This is a genomic window from Edaphobacter sp. FHG110511_03 (assembly GCF_059115365.1).
Genome location: NZ_JBZYWL010000006.1, coordinates 103,625 through 125,165, shown reverse-complemented (window position 1 = coordinate 125,165; position 21,541 = coordinate 103,625). Strand labels below are relative to the sequence as shown.

Sequence of the window (21,541 nt, the reverse complement as noted above, 5' to 3'; positions counted from 1 at the left end):
TTTACCGGGACGCATAACGAACCTACTGGCCCTCGCGTCTGCCGCTCGCTTCAAGGCGGCGCGGGGGTCTAAATTATCAGTACCGCTGAAACAACGAAATACGAGGCACAAAGCCGCCATGAAAATCCCAATCCCCATCTTCCGACGTTCAGTCACGATGGCCAGCGCGGTCCTCGCTGCATCCCTTCTGCTTCCTGCATCCCCCGCCTTCGCCGTCAGCAAGGAGATCGTGCAGCTTCAGACCCAGGTTCAGCAGCTTCAGGATGCCGTCGCCCGTCTTCAACAATCCAACGACGAGCGCATGGGCGTCATGAAGGACCTCATCCAGCAGAGCGCCGATTCGGTCAACCGCATGTCGCTCAATATCGATTCCCTGCAGAAGCAGTTGCAAAACCGGCAGGGCAACCAGGACACCAAGCTTGATCAGGTCTCCGGGCAGATGCAGTCCCTCAACGATTCGCTCGACGAGGTCAAGGCCCGGCTCGCCCGTCTGGAGAAGGCCACTCAGGACATCCAGAGCCAGCAGCAGCAGATCAACTCGAATGCGCCTGCCGGAGGAACCCCCTCCGACAACGCTGCTCCCCCCGCCAACACCCCTCCGCCAGCGACGACTCCGGCTCCGGTGCGCAAGGGAAAGCCCTCAGCCGGAACGCCCATGTCCGAGGCGTCTCCGGCACCCGACGTACCCGCTCCAGCCGCTCCCGCAGCTCCCCCCGTTGATGACCTCTACAAAACCGCTCTCGGCGACTATATGGGGGCGAAGTACCAGCTCGCCTCCTCCGAGTTTGCCGATGTCGTAAAGTCTTACCCCGACCACCCCCTGGCTGGAAATGCCTCCTTCTACCAGGGTGAGATCGCCTACCGCGCTGGAAAGTATCAGGACGCCATCAAGGAATACGACAAGGTGATCGAGCAGTACGCCGATAGCAATAAGGTTCCCGTCTCCCACCTCCATAAGGGCCAGGCCCTCATCGCTCTCAAACAGAACGACGCCGGAGTCCGCGAGCTCCGCGCCCTCATCCAGCGCTTCCCCAACTCCCCCGAAGCCATGCAGGCCCGCAGCAAGCTGAGCGGCATGGGCATTACCGTTACACCCAAGCGTTAGAAGTCAGAACCGGAATCCCGCTCCTCCCGCCAAAATCCCCACCCCTCAAAATTCTGATTGCATCGCCAGGCCAGCCTCCCAGCCTTAGCATTCCCTAGCCTCGCGCATTCCTCGACCCCGCACCTCCCGAGCACACCTCTACACGTCATTCTGAGCGGAGCGTTGCGGAGTCGAAGGCTTGCCCTGAGCGAAGTCGAATGGGATCCCTGTATTTCGCCGCTGCTGGCACAAATCACAGAGGACCCGAAACAACCCGGACATAAAAACCCTGTCAAGCCAAAATCCCCGTAAGCTATTCCTGTTCAGCAAGATAAACCTGCCGATCAGTTTCTCCCGAATCGCTATCATGGAAGTAGGCGCATAGTCCGGCACGAAACCCGCCCCAAGACATGGTCCTGCAGGGGGAAAAACACAAGTCCGGACCTAAGATCTATTATTTGAATACCTTGCGCAAAATAGTACGGGGGGAGCGGGTCAGTTGCGGATCCCCGCCATCACCGCCTCGATCTCGCGACGCTGCTCCTCGGTCGGTGGTAGCAGAGGAAGCCGGGGCCGTCCGCCGAAGTACCCGTTCAGATCGCATCCGAACCGGATACCCGGAACTCCCAGCTCCGACTCGACCTTCGCGATCGCCGGAGCGATTCGAGCCTGCTTCTCATCCGCCAGAGGCTGATCGTCATCCTTCCACGCCGCGTAGACTTCATAGCAGCCCTGAGGGGCCGCCGCCGCGAAGTCAGGCATCGCTCCAACCGCTCCTGCCCGCAGGCCCGCCAGCATCCCAGCGGAACTGGCGCAGATCAGCTGGAAACCGACCGCCTTCGTCCGTGTCTTGATCGCGGGCTTCGGAGGAGCTGTTGCAACCGCCACACCGCCGCCTAGACTCTCGGCGGAGACGAACGTCGACGCGCCGGCTTGCTCCTTCACCGCAAGCATCCGTCCAGTGACCGCCGAAAAGACTGTGGTCACCGTAGCCTCACGGCGAATCTTCGAGGTCGCGCTCAGGATGCTCGCAACCCGGGTTGCAGAAGCGTCCTGGTCCGCCAGACCGATGATTCCGGAATGCGTCGCAAGCTCCGCCACCGCATGGACAGAAAGTGAAGCTGAGGGAACGGAGTACAAAATCACCGGAAGCGAAGAGCGGTCTGCGATTGCCTGAAAGAAAGTGAGCGTCTCGCGCATCTGTTCTTCGCGTAAAAATGCCGGTCGTTTCACCAGAACCGCATCGTATCCAACCGAAGCCGCAAACTCCGCCAGCTCCAGCGTTCCCACAACGCTCCCGCGTGAAACGCCGGCAATCATCACCTTCGTCTCTCCCGCGACAGACATCGCCGCCGCGAGCGCCTCGCGTGCCTCGGCATCCGAAAGCATCGCCGCGTCACCATTCTCGGCGAGAACGGCCAGGCCAGCGACCGGGGTCCGCGAATAGCGGTCCACATTGTGCTCGATCTTGCGAAGGTTCAGGCGACCGTCCGGATAGAACGGCGTAGTCAGAGGAAGATGAAGACCTTCAAGCAGCATGGATCGATCGTACCTTTCTCAACGGCCTGCGTGCAGCTCCTGCAGGGCAAAGACATTCAAGGTTCCGCGCTGCAATGCCGAGATCCCCTCCGCAGCCGCCCGTGCCGCCGCAAGGGTCGTAATGGTCGGAATACGAGCCTGCACCGCTGCTCGCCGAATCGCCTTCTCGTCGAAGAAGGTGTCCTGTCCGCGCGGCGTGTTGACGATCAACTGAATCCGGTCGCCCTTGATCAGATCCACGACGTTCGGCCGGCCTTCCTTCACCTTGTAGACGCGCTCCGGCTGCAGCCCGGCCGCTTCCAGAACCGCGGCGGTCCCATGCGTCGCGACCAGATGGAAGCCCAGCTCGACGAACTGTTTTGCGAGCGAAACGGCGCCCTTCTTATCGTGGTCATTGACGCTCAGGAAGAGTGTCCCCTTCATCGGAAGCTGTTGTCCTGCGGCAATCTGCGCCTTGGCAAACGCCTCGCCGAAGTTGTCCGCGACTCCCATAACCTCGCCGGTCGAGCGCATCTCCGGGCCAAGCACCGGATCGACGCCCTGGAATTTGCCCCAGGGAAAGACCGGCGATTTGACGAAGAAGTGAGAGCCAGTCCCAAGATCCTTGCCCGATGCAACTTGCTCCGGAAGAAGCTGCTTGAGCTTTTGCCCCACCATAATGCGCGAGGCAATCTTGGCCAGGGGAATTCCGGTCGCCTTCGAGACGTAAGGAACCGTTCGCGAAGCGCGAGGGTTGACCTCGATGACAAAAACTTTGCCGCGCTGAATCGCGAACTGAATGTTGACGAGACCTCGAACTGACAGCGACATCGCAAGCTTGCGCGTATAGTCGCGAATCGTCTCCAGCACTTCTGGAGCGATATCAACTGAAGGAAGCACGCATGACGAATCGCCGGAGTGAATTCCAGCCTCTTCGATGTGCTCCATAATCCCCGCGATAATGACGTCGTCGCCATCGCACAATGCATCGACGTCGACCTCGGTCGCATCTTCGAGGAAATGATCGATCAGAACGGGGCGCTCCTGCGAGTACTCAATCGCAGTGGTCATGTAGCGAACGACGGCCTCATTGTCATATGCGATCACCATCGCGCGTCCACCGAGAACATACGAGGGGCGCACCAGCACGGGGTACCCGACGCGGTTTGCTCCTGCAACCGCCTCTTCTACGCTGCTCGCCATCGCACCTTGAGGCTGCGGAATCTTCAGATCTTCGATCAGTTTTCCGAATCGCTTGCGATCTTCTGCAAGGTCAATCGATTCCGGCGACGTTCCAATGATGGGTACGCCTGCCTTCTTGAGCGGAAGGGAGAGATTCAAAGGTGTCTGTCCCCCGAACTGCACGATCATTCCGATCTCTGCGCCAGCGGAGGCTTCATGCTCGTAAACCGAGAGCACGTCCTCGAGCGTCAACGGCTCGAAGTAGAGCCGGTCGCTGGTGTCGTAGTCGGTGGATACAGTCTCGGGATTGCAGTTGACCATGATGGTCTCGTAGCCGTCTTCGCGAAGGGCAAAGGCAGCGTGGCAGCAGCAGTAATCGAACTCGATGCCCTGCCCGATTCGATTTGGCCCGCTGCCCAGGATGATGATCTTCTTCTTCGAGCTCGGCGCTGCCTCGTCCTCTTCGTCGTAGCAGCTGTAGAGGTAAGGCGTGAAGCTCTCGAACTCAGCCGCGCAGGTATCGACGAGCTTGAAGACCGGGTTGACGCCAAGCTTTTTGCGAAGGGCACGAATCTTTGCGGTTCCATCCGCGCCAGTGAGACCCCAGACGGCAGCAAGCCGCTCGTCAGAGATACCCATCCGCTTGGCGGTGCGAAGCTGATCGGTGGTTACCTCGTCGATGCTGACGCCGCCGATCGCCTTGATCTCATCGGTAATCTGTTTGACCTGGTGCAGGAACCACGGATCCATCGTGGTAATGCGAGCAACTTCCCGCACGGTCATGCCGCGCTCGAAAGCATAACGAACGTAAGAGAGGCGCTCAGGATGGGGAGTGACCAGACGCTGCGTCAGACGGCGCGGCTCAATATCATCCGCGGTAGCTTTCTTGCCGGTTTCGAGCGAGCGCACGGCCTTCATCATGGCTTCCTTGAAGGTGCGTCCGATTGCCATCACCTCGCCGACAGACTTCATCTGAGGACCGAGAGTTTCATCGGCGCCGGGAAACTTCTCGAACTGCCACTTGGGAATCTTCACCACAACGTAATCGATCGTCGGCTCAAAGCAGGCAGGCGTCGCTTTGGTGATGTCGTTCTGGATTTCATCGAGCGTATAGCCGACGGCGAGTCGCGCCGCGATCTTCGCGATGGGGAAGCCTGTGGCCTTCGAGGCGAGCGCACTCGAGCGTGAGACACGCGGATTCATCTCGATGACAGTCATGCGCCCTGTGATCGGATTGACTGCAAACTGTACGTTGCTTCCGCCGGTCTCCACACCGATCTCGCGAATCACCCGGATCGCGGCATCGCGCATCACCTGGTACTCGCGATCCGTCAGAGTCTGCGCGGGAGCGACAGTGATGGAATCTCCGGTATGCACGCCCATCGGGTCGAAGTTTTCGATCGAGCAGATGATGATGACGTTGTCATTGAGATCGCGAACAACTTCGAGCTCGTACTCCTTCCAACCGAGCACGCCCTCTTCAATCAGGCACTCGTGTACAGGACTCAGGTCGAGTCCACGGGACAGAATCTCGGTCATCTCCTCGCGGTTGTAGGCGATGCCACCGCCGGAGCCGCCGAGTGTGAAGCTGGGACGGATGACGGCGGGAAAGCCGATCTTCATCGCGAACTCAAGTCCTCCGCTTACAGTGTTCACAAGCTGAGACTTCGGCATGTCGAGGCCGATCTTGTTCATCGCGTCCTTGAACAACAGGCGATCCTCAGCTTTTTTGATCGCATCGAGCTTCGCGCCGATCAGCTCGACGCCATGCTTTTCGAGAAAGCCGGAGTCGGCAAGATCCACGGCGAGGTTCAGCGCAGTTTGCCCGCCAACGGTCGGAAGCACGGCGAACCTACCCGATCCTGTAGACATCATCCCCACTTCAACCCGGATAATCTCTTCCAGATATGCAACGCTGAGTGGCTCGATATAGGTGCGATCAGCGACCTCGGGATCCGTCATGATCGAGGCGGGATTCGAGTTGATCAGAACAACTTCATAGCCCTCGGCCTTGAGCGCCTTGCACGCCTGGGTGCCGGAGTAGTCGAACTCCGCCGACTGGCCAATTACGATCGGGCCTGAGCCGATCACAAGAATCTTCGCGATGTCATTTCTGCGTGGCATCTTTACGTCTTTCCTGTTGCTGAATCCTGCCGGCGTTTCAAAGGGCGCTCTATTTCGCGCCCTTTGTCATCAATCGTGGAGAGAGAACTACCCTTTCCACTCTTCCATCATCTTGCGGAAGTCTTTGAAGAGGTAGTGTGAGTCGTGGGGCCCGGGGCTGGCCTCGGGGTGGTACTGGACGCTGAACATCGGGTCGGTCTTGTGCTTCAGGCCGGCGAGCGTCTGGTCATTGAGGTTGGTGTGGGTTTTCTCGACGTTGTCGGGCAGAGACTCCGGGTCTACGTTGAAATTGTGGTTCTGTGCCGTGATCTCGACCTTGCCCGTCTGGTGATTCATGATGGGATGATTGCCGCCGTGATGGCCGAACTTGAGCTTGTAAGTCTTGCCGCCGAGGGCGAGGCCGAAGATCTGATGGCCGAGGCAGATTCCAAACATTGGTTTCTTGCCTTGCAGCTTCTGCACGTTCTCGATGGCGTAGTGGAGCGGCTCTGGATCGCCGGGGCCGTTTGAGAAGAAGATTCCGTCAGGGTTCATGGCCAGGACATCTTCGGCGGAGGTCTTTGCTGGGACAACGGTGACGTTAATGTTTTCGCGCGCGAGCATGCGCAGAATGTTCTCCTTGATGCCGAAGTCGTAGGCGACGACGTGGAGAGGCTGTCCATCCACGGATGGCTTCAGGAACGGATCGCCGGTCTGGTTCTTCGGCTCGGTCGCATCCCACGTGTAGGGCTCTTTCGTCGTGACGACGCTGGCGAGATCGGTGCCTTCCATCTTGGGGATGGAGCGGGCCTTTGCGACGAGGGCTTCCACGTCGAGGTTATCGCCGCTGGCCATGACGCCGCGCATCACGCCGTTGGCGCGGAGGTGGCGAACAACGGCGCGAGTGTCCACTTCGGCGATGACAGGAACGCCGTAGCGCTCGAGATACTCGTCAGCGACCTGCGTGGAGCGCCAGTTGGAGCTTACGGGCGAGAACTCGCGGGTAACGAGACCTTCGATGTATGGTTTCTTCGATTCGGCGTCGTGCGGTGTCGTTCCGTAGTTGCCGATGTGAGGATTGGTGAGGACTACAATCTGTCCCGCGTAGGAGGGATCGGTGAAGATCTCCTGATAACCGGTAAGAGATGTATTGAAGACCACTTCGCCGGAGCATTCCGTCCGTGCGCCAAAACTTTTGCCGCGAAAGATGCGCCCGTCTTCGAGCGCCAAGATTGCCTGCATTGCCTCTCCGAGGAGTGGATTTAATAGATTCTAACAGTATCTTCGGAGCTCTGCTGCGAAGCAGTAAACGTGAGGCGACAGATTCACGTCGCAGCGAAATATTTATTTCGCTGTAACCGTGATCTGGCTTTCGGTTCCCTGCTTACAGCGTTTGCAGCGATGCCACAACTTCGTGTCGAAGATAGCTTCAGGGTTCTGACTTCGGGGTCCCCCCTCCCTATCCTTTCGCGCAAAGTCTTCGAAAGATGAAAGATAGGTCTGGACTCCTTTTGTGATCCTTCGCATTTTTGTTGTAAGACGACGATGCCCGGCTGTGCGGCCGGGCATCTGTTCCTCTGATTTAAGCGTAACCGGGCGAGTCAAGCGGCTTGTTGTGGATTGGAACTTCGGGTGCGCACTTCGAGTTCCATCAAGTTAGGCGATGTGCACGTTCTTTCCATCTGGCCCGTCAGGTCCTGGCGCTTTCGTCGTGGTGAAGATTGAAGCGTTCAGCCAATGACCTGGAAGTCTTCGACAGCGCCCGTAAGCGGCTGCTGCCAGCCTCCGGGAGGTGTGACGTTGTCGAGCGTCTGCTGGGGGACATTGGCGGGACCCCAGGTATCGAGGGCGTAGGGATAGACGGGAGTGTTTGCCTTGAGGACGGGATCTACGATGCGCCATGCCTCTTCGACGTAGTCCTGACGGGCGAAGAGAGTGGAGTCTCCGGCCATGGCGTCGGTGAGAACGCGCTCGTAGGCCTCCATCTCTTCAGAACGAGGATGACGGCAGGCTTCCAGCTCGACGAGGGAGCGATGGCCCTCCTCCAAGGGAGTTGCAACGGAGACGGCGAGGGCGATGGTCATCTCGGGCATGATGCGGAAGCGCATGTAATTCTGCGGAGCTGGATCGGTGAGGTTGGTCTGGGGCGGACGGCGGAGGCGGGCGATGACCTCGGTGCAGGTGGTGGGGAGATTTTTGCCGGCACGGATGTAGAAGGGCACGTCGTCCCAGCGCCAGTTTTTGATCTCGAGACGGAGGGCGGCGTAGGTCTCGACGGTGGAGTTGGGGGCGACGCCTTTTTCGTCCTTGTAGCCGAGGAACTGGCCGCGGACGAGGTTGCAGGTCTCAATGGGTGGGATGGCCTTGAGGACTTTAACCTTTTCGTCACGGATGGATTCGCTATCGCGGCGTGCGGGGCATTCCATGGCGAGATTGCACATCACCTGAAAGATATGGTTTTCGATGACGTCGCGGATGGCTCCGTTCTGGTCGTAGAAGGCACCGCGGCCCTGGATGCCAAAGTTTTCAGCCATGGTGATCTGGACGCTCTCTATGTAGTCGCGGTTCCAGAGCGGCTCGAGGAAGGCATTGGAGAAGCGAAAGGAGACCATGTCCTGCACCGGCCCCTTGGCGAGGTAATGGTCGATGCGAAAGATGGCGGATTCGGGAAATGCCGAGAGAAGGACGCGGTTGAGCTCCTGGGCGGAGGCGAGATCGTGGCCGAAGGGCTTTTCGACGATGATGCGTGCGCCGTTAGAACAACCGGAGCTGACGAGCTGTTCCACTACCTTTTCAAACAGCGAGGGTGGGATGGCGAGGTAGTGAGCCGGGTGCTTGGCGGGGCCCATCTCCTTGCGAACGGCAGCGAAGGTGGAGGCATCGGCATAGTCTCCGTCAACATAATGGAGCAACGAGGAGAGCTTCTGCCAGGCATCGCGATCGATGCCGCCATGCTTTTCGAGCGAATCCTGGGCACGGGCTTTGAGCTGGTCGAGATTCCAGCCTGCTTTGGCTACACCGATGACGGGGACGTTGAGATGCCCGCGCTTGACCATCGCCTGCAGGGCAGGAAAGATCTTTTTGTAGGCGAGGTCGCCGGTGGCTCCGAAGAAGACGAGAGCGTCGGAGTGTATGACAGGCTGAACAGTGGGGGCTTGCGCGCTCAAGAGCATCTCTCCTTGTGGCTACAGTTATTTGGTAACGGGTTTTTCGAGGTGGCCGCCAAATTCGTAGCGCATGGCGGAGAGAAGTTTATCGGAGAAGTCGGCGAGGCCGCGAGAGGCGAACCTTTCATAGAGAGCTGTAGAGAGGACGGGAGTGGGAATGCCCTCGTCGATACCTGCTTTGATGGTCCAGCGGCCTTCTCCGGAGTCGGAGACGCGGCCGCCGAACTTCGATAGTTGGGGATCTTCGGCGAGCGCGGAGGCGGTGAGATCGAGCAACCAGGAGGCGATGACCGAGCCGCGACGCCAGACCTCGGCTACTGCGGGAAGGTTAAAGTTGTACTGGTAATGCTCCGGATCGCGCAGCGGAGTGGTTTCGGCGTCGATCTCCTCGGTATGGCTGCCGATGTTGGCACCTTTGAGGACGGCGAGGCCCTCGGCGTACGCGGCCATCATGCCGTATTCGATTCCATTGTGAACCATCTTGACGAAGTGGCCGGCTCCATTCGCCCCGCAGTGGAGATAGCCTTGTTCGGCGGTACCGCCGATCTTGTCGAAGTCGGGGGTGCGAGGAACGTCTCCGGGCCCGGGAGCGATGGCCTGGAAGATGGGATCGAGATGCTGAACGATTTCGTTCTCGCCGCCGATCATCATGCAGTAACCGCGCTCCAGCCCCCAGACGCCGCCGCTGGTGCCTACGTCAACGTAGTGAATGCCTTGAGGGCTGAGTTCCTTGGAGCGGCGAATATCGTCGATGTAGTAGGAGTTGCCGCCGTCGATCATGATGTCGCCGGATTTGAGGTGGGGAACAAACTCCGCGAGGGAGTGATCGACGAAGCCGGCGGGAATCATCAGCCAGATGGGTCGCGGAGGCGTAAGTTTGGCGACAAGATCTTCCGGGGAGGAGGCTCCGATGACGCCTTTTACCTTCGCGAGCTCGGAGACGACCTCCGGCGAGCGGTCATAAACGACACATTCATGTCCGTGCGCCGCGAGTCTGCGAACCATGTTCGCACCCATTCTTCCAAGACCTACCATTCCAAGCTGCATCGGCTTCTCCTTCGTTTGCGACTTCGCTAGAGTTTGACCGCAGGTTATTCCAATCGGTTACAGAAACTTATGAAAACTTCATTTGGATAGGATGACCGATGCTACGGAATCGCCGTATGGCCCTGGCAGGCAGCGAGCAAGTGAAACCAGAAACAGTATCTCCTATTTTTGAATTGGAAGGATTCGTTAAAAACCAATGCGCCGATGCCGGAAGGCACCAGCGCATGGAGGTTAGGAGGGCGTTATTCGCCGAAGTTGACGGACTCGATGCCGAGGAACTCCGCAGCCTGGCCGAGCTCTTCTTCGATGCGAAGGAGCTGGTTGTATTTAGCGATGCGATCGGTACGGGAGGCAGATCCGGTCTTGATCTGGCCGGCACCCGTGCCGACAGCGAGATCGGCGATGAAGACGTCTTCCGTCTCGCCGGAGCGATGGCTGATGATGGAGGTATAACCATAGCGCCGGGCGAGCTCGATGGCATCGAGCGTCTCGGAGATGGTACCGATCTGGTTGACCTTGATCAGGATGGAGTTTGCAATCTTTTGCTCAATCCCCTGCTGCAGGCGCTTGGTGTTGGTGACGAAGAGATCGTCGCCTACAAGCTGAACCTTGTCGCCGATGGCTTCGGTAAGGAACTGCCAGCCCTCCCAGTCGTCTTCGGCCAAGCCGTCTTCGATGGAGATGATGGGATAACGCTGGGTCCAGTCCTGCCAGAAGGCGGCCATCTCGGCGGAGGAGAGCTCGCGCTTGTCGGATTTCTTGAAGACATATTTTCCGCTCTCCTTGTTGTAAAACTCGCTGGAGGCAGGATCGAGTGCGATGGCGATGTCTTCGCCGGGCTGATATCCGGCAAGCTGGATGGCTTCGAGGATAAGGTCTACGGCTTCTTCGTTGGACTTGAGATTCGGAGCGAAGCCGCCTTCGTCGCCGACGGCGGTGTTGTATCCCTTCTTTTTGAGGACGCTTTTGAGGGTATGGAAGGTCTCGGTTCCCCATCGGAGCGCATCGGAGAAGGTCTCAGCGCCAACGGGCATAACCATAAACTCCTGAAAATCGACGTTGGAGTCGGCGTGAGAACCTCCATTGATGATGTTCATCATGGGCGTGGGAAGGATGCAGGCGTTGACACCGCCGAGATAGCGGTAGAGAGGAAGCTTAAGGGCTTCGGCGGACGCGCGGGCAGCGGCCATGGATACGGCCAGGATGGCATTGGCGCCGAGTTTGGATTTGTTTTCCGTTCCGTCGATGGCGATCATGGTCGCGTCGATGAGGCGCTGGTTGGAGGCATCCATGCCGGTAAGCTCGGGGGCGAGGATCGATTCAACGTTTTCGACGGCCTGAAGAACGCCCTTGCCGAGGTAGTGCTCCTTGTCGCCATCACGCAGCTCGACGGCCTCGTGCTCGCCGGTGGAGGCTCCGCTGGGGACGGCGGCGCGACCTCGTGCTCCGCCATCGAGGACGACGTCGGCTTCAACGGTGGGGTTGCCGCGGGAGTCGAGAATTTCGCGCGCGTGAATCGAGACGATCTCAGTCATGTTGCTCCTGTCGTTGGGTAAATCGAAAGTTTGGGGGATGATGCGATGGACGAGACGCTCGTTGAGCTTCGGACGACGGTCTACGGGAATGCGATGACCGCCTGCTAAACCGATTGTCTCCACGATCTTTGCGCCTGGCTTTGTGTCTGGGAACGTCACCTGTTGAATTTTAGCAAAGGGCCTTGACGGCTCGCATGGACGACGCATGAATGTGTTTTTCGGCGTCCGCCGGGTGTTCAGGGATGTAGTAGCAGGGTCGATTCCCTCTCCGGGATTTTGGCGATAGCTCAGTTCGAAGCCTTAAACTCAGTTATGGAAGGCTTGTGCGAGATGCCGAGCCATGACCGGAAGGATGTTAGCCCATGAAGATTTGGATGATTCCTGCAGCCGTCCTTGTTGTAGCGGCGCTTCCGCTGGCGGCACAAAACGGACGAACCGGGGTTTCGAACCCCGATGCCGTGACAATTGATGCGGATAATGGAGAGGCAGCGGCTTCCCCCAAGACCGAGACGCCTCGGCACGCGTTGACACCGGCAAAGCCTTCGGCGGCAAAACCAGAGGCGGCCGAGGAAACCTATGGCCCCTATGTCCCCAATAAAGATGCCGCCGCGGCAAAGGCGACCGCGGTTCCCGCAGAGGATATCGACGCACAGATCGTGACCAGCGTGCCCGAACGCGAGGGTGAGATTAATGAAGGCACCTTGCTTCGAGTGCGGATGCGTGAGCGACTCTCGACCGCCACAACAGAGCCAGGCACGAAGTTCACCGCCGAGGTGATGGAGTCGATTACCAATCATGGGCGCGTGATTATTCCGATCGGGTCGATTCTTGAGGGACATGTGACGGCGGTCCATGCCGGCCGTCGCATCTCGGGCGCAGCCTCACTGCACCTGGAGCCTGAGAATGTGACTTTGCCTGACGGAACTGTGTATCCCATTCACGCTCAATTGATCGATACGACTCTTGGGAACTTCAACATCGATCGCGAAGGCACGCTGAAGCGACGTGACCGGGTGAAGGAGACCCTGGCGGTCTCGGCGCTGGCGACTGGTGGTGGAGCTGTTGCCGGAGCGTTGATTGGCGGCGGCGTAGGAGCCGTAGTTGGAGCGGGAGTTGGCGCCGGCGCAAGCACGGTGATGTGGCTCAAGCAGGAACGACAGGCGACGCTCGACAAGGACTCACGGTTGGTGTTCAGCCTTACGACGCCCTTGATGCTGAAGTCGGCTATGGCTCAAGGTTCGACGATGAGCACTGGGGCTGGTCCTGCGCTACGAGCCGCTACCGAGTAACGGTTGTTGAGATTTGAAAATAGAGCGAGCTTCGGCTCGCTCTATTTTTTTGCAGGATTTCTTAATGACGACTTATTAGTCAGCTTGCGTGAACATCTGCAATGGATCGTCTGCGTTAGACCTGAGCCAACAGTCGTTTCCAGTTCTTCTGATTGCGGCGGTAGCTTTTCTTGAGGTCTTCGAGGATGCGTTCGAAGTCCGCGTGGCCGGATAGACGCTTCCAGGCTGGGTTTTTGGAGAACCAGGGATAGTTCTCGTTTCCGAGATAGATGGCTCGGCGCAGCCAGTGGAGGGCTTCGCTCTCGTCGCCGTCGACGGCGAAGTAAGTGGCCAGGCGATAGGCCATCTCACTGTCGGCTTCGGCGGCGGCCAGGGTCTCATCGATGATGAAGGTTGCGGCCTTTTCGCGGTCGCCGAGTTGCACGTAGCACAACGCGATCGTAGGAAAGACGATTCGCAGGGACTTTTCGTCACGAATGACAGTTTCCAGGGTCTCGATCGCAGCGGGAAGATCGCCTGTACGCATCTGCTGATAGCCACGAGAGATGCGCAGAAGCGGTTGACGGGGCTCAAGGGTCAGCCCCTTTTCGATCTCGTCGGCGGCAAGCTCAAGCTGGTTCTGATACTGGTAGACGCGCGCGCGATGGTTGTAGATCATCGCAGCATTGGATGGGTTCATTTGCAGAGAGGCGTTGAACTGCTCGAGCGCCTCTTCGTACATGCCGTCGAGCCGAAGCGTGATGCCGGCCACCATGCGGACGTTCCAGTCGTTACCGGCTGTGTGAAGGAGATGCTCGATACCGTGCCGGGCAGACTCCTTTTCGCCGCGCGAGAGCAGCATGTAAACGCGATAGAGATTGGCTTCGACGGATCCGGGGTCGAGTTGCAGAGCGCGATCGAAGGCGCGGCGGGCCTCCAGGAGGTGCATCTGCCCTCCGAGTCCGTGACGCGTGTATTGCAGGTGCGTGATGCCGAGGCCGGACCAGGCAGGAGCATAGCTTTCGTTGCTCCGGATGACGGAGTCGAAGAGCTCCCGAGCTCGATCGAGGTCGTCTCGGCTGCCGGTACGGGTCATGAAGGAGGAGAGCAAGGCGCGGGCCTGGAGATACTCCTCGGAGAGGTCTTCGGAGAGCGAGGGTGCGCGGTAGCCTTCCTGCGAACCACTGAGACCACCGACTCCCTGAAGCGTGCTGAAGACCTCGTTGCAGATCTCGGTCTGGACACTGACGAGGTCGAAGGAGGCAACGTTGATAGACCCGCCTGCCCGCACGCTCTGACGTGAGACATCGAGGAGCTGCCAGTTGAGGTCGAAGCCCTTTTCCGAGCGGAGAAAGTTTCCCGCGAGCACGAAATCGACCAACAGCTTTTTGCCGATGCTGAGGGGATCGAGTTGCTGGGTGGGGATGGAAGTAAGCGCACTGGAGGGTCGAACGACCAGCGAGGTTACGCGGGCGAGACGTGTGCCAATCGCATCCGACAAAGCATGACCGTAAAGGGGAGCGACATCGACTGGCCCGTAGTTGATGAATGGAAGCACGACGATGCTGTTGGTCTCTTTGTTGCTGGAGGAGGAACCCGATTCCCGGAAGCGTTCGGCAAGCATGGAGAGAATGCCGGTGGTTCGCTTCTCTTCCTCGGGGGATTCGAGGGCCCGATGCCCCTGCGAGTGGAGGGACAGGGACTCTCCGCCGGGCATCAGTACGGTGTCGAGCTGCATGGAGCGCATGACCGTCTTAAGCGATTCGCGGATATCGGCCGCAGAGGCAAAGCGCGCCGCAGGCTGCTTTTCGAGGCAACGCAGGATGACACTCTCGAGCTCGATCGGAAGCGTGGGGTTGATCTCGCGCAGCGGGGGCGGATCGGCGAACTGAGTGGCGCGGATGGTCTGAAAGTCGGGCGCATCGGGGCGATGGAAGGGATGACGCCCTGTGGCGAGCTCGTAGAGGATGAGGCCGAGGGCGAAGAGATCCGATTGAACAGAAGACTGGCCGGTGACGAACTGCTCCGGCGCCATATAGGCGATGGTCCCCCCGCGCGCCGTGTAAGTGGCACCGAGAGGAGGGAGCGACTGAGGGTCGGAGGGGCCGGAGGGGTCGAAGTCGGTCTTGTCGAGCGAGAGGCGGCGTGCGAGACCGAAGTCGAGAATCTTGATCAGACCACCATCGGTGAGCATCACGTTGGCTGGTTTGAGGTCGCGATGAAAGATGCCCAGCGAATGGGCGGCAGAGAGTCCATCGGCGATCTGGATTCCCGCGGAGAGAACGAGTTGAATGCTGGAGGCTCCCTCGGCGATGATCTTGTCGAGCGATTTGCCGGGGATGAACTGCATGACGATGTACGCCTCTTCGGCGCTGCCCGATTCGGCCGGGGCTTCGCCAACGTCGTAGATGGCGCAGACGTTGGGGTGATCGATGGCAGAGGCAAGACGGGCCTCACGGAGCTGGGTGGCGCGCATCTGCTCGATGGTGAGAATGCCTCGTTTGAGCAGCTTGATGACGACAGGGCGTTGCAGGAGAGTATCGTTGGCAAGAAACACGACTCCGCTGCCGCCTGCGCCAATCTTGCGGATAAGCTCGTACTGCCGGATGATGCGCCGCTTCATACTTCCATTATTGCAAGCAGATGCGTGGGAAAGATAAGAACACGAGAATTACGCGTTCGATATCTGTATGGCTTCCCGGATCAGGACACCAGAGATTCAAGGACGGGGAGCAGATTCCTTGCGCTCCCAAGGACGAGGATTGACGGGATCGTCCTGCCATTTCTGACGACGGCCTACGAGGTACATCACCAGGCCGAAGAGAAACAGGATGAGGCCCCAGCCGAGATTAAGGTTCACATCGAGCGAGCGTCCATAGATGGCTGAATGGCGGGTGAAGAATCCATAAACAGTCATAATGCCGCCGAGGACCAGAAAGATAAGGCCGAGAGGAAGGCGGATGTCGAGTCCCATGGTGCTTGCTCCTGCTAGGAAGATACAGCTGTTTTCACGGTTATGCGAAGACCAGGTTTAGAACGATGAGCATCGCGAGAACGGCAAAAGCCAGTGTGGAAGGTTTCTGATACCAGTTCAGGTGGTGGTCGACCGGTTTGGGCGTGAGGGAGTAAACGAGGCCCACCAGCTCCTGGTCTTCGCGTGGCTTGGTGATGAGGCTCACCGCAATCGTCACGACGAGGTTGACCGAGAAGGCAAAGATTGCAGTCCAGAAGTTCTGCGCCATATCGCTCGGATAGTGGTGAACGATGGTGATCCACCCACCATGAATTCCCGGCGCAGTGTCGGCAGGGATGGTCAGGCCGTGATGCAAAAGCGCAGCGGCAGTACCGGAGAGCAAGCCGGTAAAGGCGGCGTGGCCGGTGGTGCGCTTCCAGAACATGCCCAGCAGGAAGGTTGCGAAGAGAGGCGCGTTGACGAAAGAGAAGACCAGCTGCAGCGCGTCCATGATGTTGTTGAAGCTGGTCGCGGCGTAAGCGGCAGCAATGGAGAGCAGGATACCTCCGACGGTGGCCGTGCGGCCCATCCAGAGGTAATGTGCGTCGGTTGCCTTCTTGTTGATGTAGGCCTGATAGATGTCGTACGTCCAGACGGTATTGAAGGCGGTCACATTTCCGGCCATGCCGGACATGAAGCTGGCAAGCAGAGCGGTGAGTCCGAGGCCAAGGATTCCTGTCGGGAAGTAGTGCAACAGCAGCACAGGAATTGCGAGGTCATAGTTGTAGACGGGCTCACCCTTGCTGTCGAGCACAGGCTGGCCGGTAAGGGGATTGGTCTTCTGCGGAACGATACCGTGGGGATGAGAGTCGTCGAGAGCCGTGCTCGTGTTAGTGGAAGATGCCGCTGCCGCAGACGGTGCAGTCGCACGGACACCTGCGCTCTGGGCCCCATAGAGAACTTTCTGTTCAGGCGTTACGACCTTTGAGCTTATGCTGACAGCGATCAGTCCCGGAAGGATGACCAGGAAGGGAAAGAACATCTTGGGTATCGCGGCAATAAGGGGGACGCGGCGGGCAGAGACTTCAGAATCCGCTGCCATGGCGCGCTGAATGACGAGGAAGTCGGTGCACCAATACCCAAAACTGAGCACGAAGCCAAGGCCCATGGAGAGGCCGATCCACTCCACGCCGAGGGTGTTGGTATTGGCGTGGGCCATGCCACGCCAGGAGTGGGTCATGGAGGCCGGAAGCGTGTGTTTGATTCCCTGCCATCCACCCACATTGCGCAAGCCGATCCAGACCAGCGGAGCAAATCCGGCGACGATGAGGAAAAACTGCAGCACTTCGTTGTAGATGGCGCTGGTGAGTCCGCCGAGAAAGATGTAGGCGAGGACGATGATGGCCGACAGGAAGACGGAGACGTGGAAGATGTAGTGCTCTGGGATGATCCCGCGAAAGAGCCCCAGGGTCTGGATCAGCAGCGCCATCGCATACATCGAGATGCCGGAGGAGAGCACGGTCATGATGGCGAAGGAGAAGGCGTTGACGGCGCGGGTCTTCTCGTCGAAACGCATGCGGAGGTATTCGGGGACGGAACGGGCCTTTGATCCGTAATAGAACGGCATCATGAAGATGCCTACAAAAATCATGGCGGGGATGGCGCCGATCCAGTAGAAGTGACTGGTGTTGATGCCATATTTAGCGCCGGAGGCCCCCATGCCGATGACCTCCTGCGCGCCCAGGTTCGCCGAGATGAAGGCCAGGCCGCAGACCCAGGCGGGGATGGAACGGCCGGCCAGGAAGAAGTCGTTCGAGGTACGCATGTAGCGCTTGAGGGCGAACCCGATACCGAGAACGAATACGAAGTAGACCAGCATAATCAGCCAGTCGATGATGGACAAGGTCACGGCTTCCCTTTTGATTGCAGAGGCTTTGTTGCTTGCGGCAACTGTAAATCGTTTAGCTGTGCGCGTCTAGCGGACGAACACCGCTTGAATTCGAGAGCTGTGTAGGCGGGGAAGGCCATTTTCTGAGATTGGTTGCAAACATTTGCCAGGAAAACCGATTTTACTGATGGAGGCGGAAAACCCGTATGCCACACTCCGCATCGATTTACAATAAGCCGCTTCATATTTGCTTTGTTTTAGACACGCCAATAAAGCGGGATGAGTTTTCTTACAAGTATGAACTAGGTCATAGGTTTTCCTTTTACGGATCATTTTCTCCGTTTTCAAATTTTATCTATTGGGGAGAGTGTGATCCGATGCACGCCTGCAGAGTTTCTCCCTGGAGTTGTAAATGCAAACTAAGACGATTCTTCTTGTAGACGATAACGCGATTCAAGCTGCGGTGCGTCAAGCGGTTTTGAAACGCAATGATTACTTTGTGATAGCCGCCCTGAACCCTACTCGCGTTCTCGAGCAGCTTCGCAAAGGCGATTTCATGACGGAGATCGATCTCGTTATCACCGATCACATCATGCCTGGCATGGCTGGAAATACCTTTGTGCGGGAGATTCGCAACCTCCGGCCACAGATTCCTGTGCTCGTCATCAGTGGTCTTGAAGACGCCATCGAGGAATATGAGGGGCTGAACGTGGAATTCCGTGTAAAGCCGCTGCAACCGGAGCGCCTCCTGGAGTGCGTCCAGGGGATGATTGGAGTTTCAGAGGCGGACGTCCCAACGGAGCCGTTTGTTGCCCCGGCTCCCGTGTAGCCCTGCGCGATAAACGCCGTATCCTCTCCCTTTCATTGCTTGATTGGCAACCCCTTGAGAGAATAGGGAGAGGAATTCATGCGAACCCATCCCATGCCTGAGTTCGGGAGCTTTGCCCTGCTCCTGGCCCTTGCGCTGAGTGCATATACGTTGGTTATGGGCGCCGTCGCCCTATGGCGGTCCCGATCGGAATCAGGCATTGTCGCCGGTGGCAGTGGAGCAGGGCGATTGGGCGAGACCGCCCGCCGGGCAGGAATTGCCAGCTTCTTCGCATTGACTTCTGCTGCTTTTGCGCTGGTATGGGCAGCCTTCACCAACGACTACTCGGTCAGCTACATCCTCCACCACACCAACCGCGACCTGAGCACTGCCTATAAGTTTTCGGCACTTTGGAGCGGGCAGGAAGGATCGCTCCTGCTTTGGGCGTGGCTGCTGAGCGCCTATGGATTTGTGCTTCGTATTCGCCACAAAGTGGATGTGCGGCTCTCGGCGTTTGCATCGACGATCCTTGCCGGGGTGCAGGTCTTCTTTCTGCTGCTTCTGAACTTTGCCGCACCCCCTTTCGCGATTCAGCCGGGACCGGTGGCACTGGACGGATTCGGACTCAATCCCCTGCTGCAATACCCGGAGATGGTGATTCATCCGCCGATGCTGTATCTCGGATATGTGGGATTCTCCGTTCCGTTCGCCTTCGCATTGGGCGCGCTGATGATGCGGTATCCGGGCGAGAAGTGGATCCACATCACACGCAGATGGACGATGGTGACCTGGCTCTTCCTGACCTGCGGCATCTTCCTGGGAGCGCACTGGGCTTACAGCGTGCTGGGATGGGGCGGCTACTGGGGTTGGGATCCGGTCGAAAATGCCAGCTTGATGCCGTGGCTCACAGGCACGGCCTTTCTGCACTCAGTGATGATGCAGGAGAAACGCGGGATGATGAAGACATGGAACGTCTGGTTGATCTTCTCGACGTTTCTGCTGACGATCCTCGGCACCCTGCTGACCCGCTCGGGAATTGTAAGCAGTGTGCATGCCTTCGCGCAGTCTTCTATCGGCGACTGGTTTTACGGGTTCATCCTTATCGTCTTTGCCGTTTGCCTGTTTACGTTTTTCAAGCAGAAGGATCATCTCAAGAGCGAGAACCGGCTGGAATCGATTGTCAGCCGCGAATCAAGTTTTCTATTCAATAACCTTATTCTGCTGACTGCCTGCTTTACTGTGCTGTGGGGGACGCTCTTCCCTGTTCTCAGTGAATATGTCCAGGGATCGAAGGTTACGGTAGGTGCTCCCTTCTACAACCGCGTGAACCTCCCGATCGGGCTTTTCTTGCTCTTCCTGACTGGCATCGGCCCTTTGCTGGCGTGGCGGTCGACCTCACTGCGATCGATCCGGCGGAACTTCGTGTTGCCTTCGATTGCCATGGCGGTGGCCTTTGTGGTCGTGATCGCCTCCGGCGTACGGCCCTGGAGCGCCGGCGACGATATGCAGGCGGAGCTCTTCTCTCTGATTACGTTCACGCTAGCTGCTGGTGTGATTACAGCGATCGGCGCGGAGTTTCTGCGTGGAGCCGGTGTCGTCAGCACACAGACGGGAAAGAACCTTGCGGCGTCAACGATCCTGCTGGTGCGGCGGAACACGCGGCGCTACGGCGGCTATATCGTTCACTTCGGCATCGTGGTGATGTTTATCGGCATTGCCGGCGGAGCGTTCAACCAGGCACGTGAGCAGGAGATGGGCTTTGGCGATTCCATGAGCATAGGACGGTACCGGCTGGTGTGCCAGAGCTTTACGCAGGATTCCAATCGGAACTACGACACAGAGTATGCCCTGCTGGACGTCTTCAAGGGGTCGAAGAAGATCACACAGCTCGCTCCTGAGCGCCGCTTCTATAACGCGAGCCAGACGACCTCGACCATGGTCGCGCTGCGCTCGACGCTGACTGAAGATCTCTATGTCATCTATGAAGGTAAGAACCCCGACACCGGCAAGCCGATCATCAAGGTATTCATCAATCCGCTGATGAACTGGATCTGGATCGGTGTGCTGATTGTAGTGATGGGAACCTTCCTAGCACTTGTTCCCAATATGACCCGGGTTCCGGCACAGGCAAGAGTCACTGTTCCCTCTCCTGTGCGCGAGGTTGAGGTGAACCATGCTTAGGTATTTGCCTGTCCGGCGATGGTGGCAGAGCGCTGCTGTATGCCTGCTCGCCATCGTGATGTTGGGTGCGGCGGATTCGAGCACGCGCTTCGGCAGGCTGGGCCACGAGATGATGTGCGTCTGCGGCTGCGGACAGATTCTGCTGGAGTGCAATCACGTGGGCTGCCCGGACTCGGACCGTATGATCGGAGAGCTTCGGCAGCAGGTCGGCTCGGGGGGTGGGGACACTGCCATTCTGAACTGGTTTGCAGCGAAGTACGGGCCAACGGTGTTGGCCGCTCCGATCCGGGGAGGCTTCGATAACGCTGCGTGGATTGCTCCTATGGCGATGTTTGTGTTCGCTACGGCGGGCACTGGCGTTCTGATTGCGATGTGGCGGAAGCGGACGGCGACGCGTTCCATCGCAGCGGGGCTGCCTGCTGACCTTACCGCCGGAGACGACGCACTGCGAGCTCGCATTCGGCGGGAGACGGAGTACTGATGGGAGCTATTGCTGGAGTTGTCCTCGCCCTTGTGCTGTTCGCGTTCATCTTCTGGCCGGAAAAGAATCCGTTTTTCCAGGCCGACAAGACTCGTGTCGATTATCTCCTCGAGCGCAAGGACGTAATCTACGAGAATCTGCGCGATCTGAACTTTGAGTACATGGCCGGCAAGTATCCGGAGCAGGACTACGCGGAGCAGCGCACTGCTCTCGAGGATGAGGCCGCGCAGGTGATTGCGGAGATGGATGCCCTGGAGCAGAGGGGCATGGGCGCTCGCGGCAGCCACGCTTAGCGGCAACCGCGATGTTCCTTGTTTGACGTAGAC

The 21,541-nt window shown here is 58.5% G+C and carries 15 protein-coding genes; 6 read left to right on the top strand and 9 right to left on the bottom strand.

Translation table 11 applies throughout. The features are described 5' to 3' along the window. The first annotated feature begins 118 nt into the window (after window positions 1-118). The gene (locus AC5S26_RS22900) at window positions 119-1,105 is read left to right on the top strand and encodes a tetratricopeptide repeat protein (RefSeq protein WP_494187273.1); all 987 of its coding nucleotides are present in this window, start codon (window positions 119-121) and stop codon (window positions 1,103-1,105) included. 474 nt (window positions 1,106-1,579) lie between these two features. On the opposite strand, the gene AC5S26_RS22895 is transcribed toward AC5S26_RS22900, so the two are convergent. The 6 genes from AC5S26_RS22895 to eno form a co-directional block, all read right to left on the bottom strand. After that, on the bottom strand, window positions 1,580-2,623 hold the full coding sequence (locus AC5S26_RS22895) for a dihydrodipicolinate synthase family protein (protein WP_494187272.1): 1,044 nt from the start codon (window positions 2,621-2,623) through the stop codon (window positions 1,580-1,582). 18 nt (window positions 2,624-2,641) lie between these two features. After that, window positions 2,642-5,908, bottom strand: coding sequence for a carbamoyl-phosphate synthase large subunit (carB, locus tag AC5S26_RS22890; protein ID WP_494187271.1), 3,267 nt, complete (start codon window positions 5,906-5,908; stop codon window positions 2,642-2,644). Window positions 5,909-5,995: 87 nt separating this feature from the next. Next, window positions 5,996-7,129, bottom strand: coding sequence for a glutamine-hydrolyzing carbamoyl-phosphate synthase small subunit (gene carA / locus AC5S26_RS22885; protein ID WP_494187270.1), 1,134 nt, complete (start codon window positions 7,127-7,129; stop codon window positions 5,996-5,998). Between the two features lie 488 nt (window positions 7,130-7,617). Further along, the gene (gene zwf, locus AC5S26_RS22880) at window positions 7,618-9,054 is read right to left on the bottom strand and encodes a glucose-6-phosphate dehydrogenase (RefSeq protein ID WP_494187269.1); all 1,437 of its coding nucleotides are present in this window, start codon (window positions 9,052-9,054) and stop codon (window positions 7,618-7,620) included. Between the two features lie 24 nt (window positions 9,055-9,078). After that, window positions 9,079-10,101 (bottom strand): phosphogluconate dehydrogenase (NAD(+)-dependent, decarboxylating), encoded by a 1,023-nt coding sequence (gnd, locus tag AC5S26_RS22875; protein ID WP_494187268.1) that lies wholly within the window; start codon window positions 10,099-10,101, stop codon window positions 9,079-9,081. Between the two features lie 242 nt (window positions 10,102-10,343). After that, window positions 10,344-11,759 (bottom strand): phosphopyruvate hydratase, encoded by a 1,416-nt coding sequence (gene eno / locus AC5S26_RS22870; protein WP_494187267.1) that lies wholly within the window; start codon window positions 11,757-11,759, stop codon window positions 10,344-10,346. Between the two features lie 239 nt (window positions 11,760-11,998). Here eno and AC5S26_RS22865 point away from each other — a divergent pair, with 239 nt between their 5' ends. Further along, on the top strand, window positions 11,999-12,925 hold the full coding sequence (locus AC5S26_RS22865) for a hypothetical protein (protein ID WP_494187266.1): 927 nt from the start codon (window positions 11,999-12,001) through the stop codon (window positions 12,923-12,925). Between the two features lie 115 nt (window positions 12,926-13,040). Here the strand turns inward: AC5S26_RS22865 and AC5S26_RS22860 are convergent, their stop codons facing one another. From AC5S26_RS22860 to AC5S26_RS22850, 3 genes are all read right to left on the bottom strand, one after another. Further along, the gene (locus AC5S26_RS22860; protein WP_494187265.1) at window positions 13,041-15,527 is read right to left on the bottom strand and encodes a protein kinase domain-containing protein; all 2,487 of its coding nucleotides are present in this window, start codon (window positions 15,525-15,527) and stop codon (window positions 13,041-13,043) included. A gap of 96 nt (window positions 15,528-15,623) precedes the next feature. Then, a complete protein-coding gene (locus tag AC5S26_RS22855) occupies window positions 15,624-15,878 on the bottom strand; it encodes a hypothetical protein (RefSeq protein ID WP_494187264.1) in 255 nt (84 codons plus the stop codon). A 40-nt stretch (window positions 15,879-15,918) separates the two neighbouring features. Next, window positions 15,919-17,766: a sodium:solute symporter family protein gene (locus AC5S26_RS22850; RefSeq protein ID WP_494187263.1), complete on the bottom strand. Its 1,848-nt coding sequence runs from the start codon at window positions 17,764-17,766 to the stop codon at window positions 15,919-15,921. Between the two features lie 391 nt (window positions 17,767-18,157). Here AC5S26_RS22850 and AC5S26_RS22845 point away from each other — a divergent pair, with 391 nt between their 5' ends. The 4 genes from AC5S26_RS22845 to AC5S26_RS22830 all read left to right on the top strand — a co-directional run bounded on the left by AC5S26_RS22845 (window position 18,158) and on the right by AC5S26_RS22830 (window position 21,508). Further along, window positions 18,158-18,574 carry a response regulator gene (locus tag AC5S26_RS22845; RefSeq protein WP_494187262.1) on the top strand — a complete coding sequence of 139 codons (417 nt, stop codon included), beginning with the start codon at window positions 18,158-18,160 and terminating at the stop codon, window positions 18,572-18,574. A 78-nt stretch (window positions 18,575-18,652) separates the two neighbouring features. Next, window positions 18,653-20,734 carry a heme lyase CcmF/NrfE family subunit gene (locus AC5S26_RS22840; RefSeq protein ID WP_494187261.1) on the top strand — a complete coding sequence of 694 codons (2,082 nt, stop codon included), beginning with the start codon at window positions 18,653-18,655 and terminating at the stop codon, window positions 20,732-20,734. Next, window positions 20,727-21,215, top strand: coding sequence for a cytochrome c-type biogenesis protein (locus AC5S26_RS22835; RefSeq protein WP_494187260.1), 489 nt, complete (start codon window positions 20,727-20,729; stop codon window positions 21,213-21,215). The genes AC5S26_RS22840 and AC5S26_RS22835 overlap by 8 nt, the downstream gene beginning before the upstream one ends. Next, the gene (locus AC5S26_RS22830) at window positions 21,215-21,508 is read left to right on the top strand and encodes a hypothetical protein (RefSeq protein WP_494187259.1); all 294 of its coding nucleotides are present in this window, start codon (window positions 21,215-21,217) and stop codon (window positions 21,506-21,508) included. Before AC5S26_RS22835 ends, AC5S26_RS22830 begins: the two co-directional genes overlap by 1 nt. Window positions 21,509-21,541: the final 33 nt, after the last annotated feature.

Bases quoted from the DNA above. Each gene is read 5' to 3' on its own strand.
- AC5S26_RS22900 (WP_494187273.1), top strand. From the start codon at position 119: ATGAAAATCCCAATCCCCATCTTCCGACGTTCAGTCACGATGGCCAGC.
- AC5S26_RS22895 (WP_494187272.1), bottom strand. From the start codon at position 2,623: ATGCTGCTTGAAGGTCTTCATCTTCCTCTGACTACGCCGTTCTATCCG.
- carB (WP_494187271.1), bottom strand. From the start codon at position 5,908: ATGCCACGCAGAAATGACATCGCGAAGATTCTTGTGATCGGCTCAGGC.
- carA (WP_494187270.1), bottom strand. From the start codon at position 7,129: ATGCAGGCAATCTTGGCGCTCGAAGACGGGCGCATCTTTCGCGGCAAA.
- gnd (WP_494187268.1), bottom strand. From the start codon at position 10,101: ATGCAGCTTGGAATGGTAGGTCTTGGAAGAATGGGTGCGAACATGGTT.
- AC5S26_RS22865 (WP_494187266.1), top strand. From the start codon at position 11,999: ATGAAGATTTGGATGATTCCTGCAGCCGTCCTTGTTGTAGCGGCGCTT.
- AC5S26_RS22860 (WP_494187265.1), bottom strand. From the start codon at position 15,527: ATGAAGCGGCGCATCATCCGGCAGTACGAGCTTATCCGCAAGATTGGC.
- AC5S26_RS22855 (WP_494187264.1), bottom strand. From the start codon at position 15,878: ATGGGACTCGACATCCGCCTTCCTCTCGGCCTTATCTTTCTGGTCCTC.
- AC5S26_RS22845 (WP_494187262.1), top strand. From the start codon at position 18,158: ATGCAAACTAAGACGATTCTTCTTGTAGACGATAACGCGATTCAAGCT.
- AC5S26_RS22840 (WP_494187261.1), top strand. From the start codon at position 18,653: ATGCGAACCCATCCCATGCCTGAGTTCGGGAGCTTTGCCCTGCTCCTG.
- AC5S26_RS22835 (WP_494187260.1), top strand. From the start codon at position 20,727: ATGCTTAGGTATTTGCCTGTCCGGCGATGGTGGCAGAGCGCTGCTGTA.
- AC5S26_RS22830 (WP_494187259.1), top strand. From the start codon at position 21,215: ATGGGAGCTATTGCTGGAGTTGTCCTCGCCCTTGTGCTGTTCGCGTTC.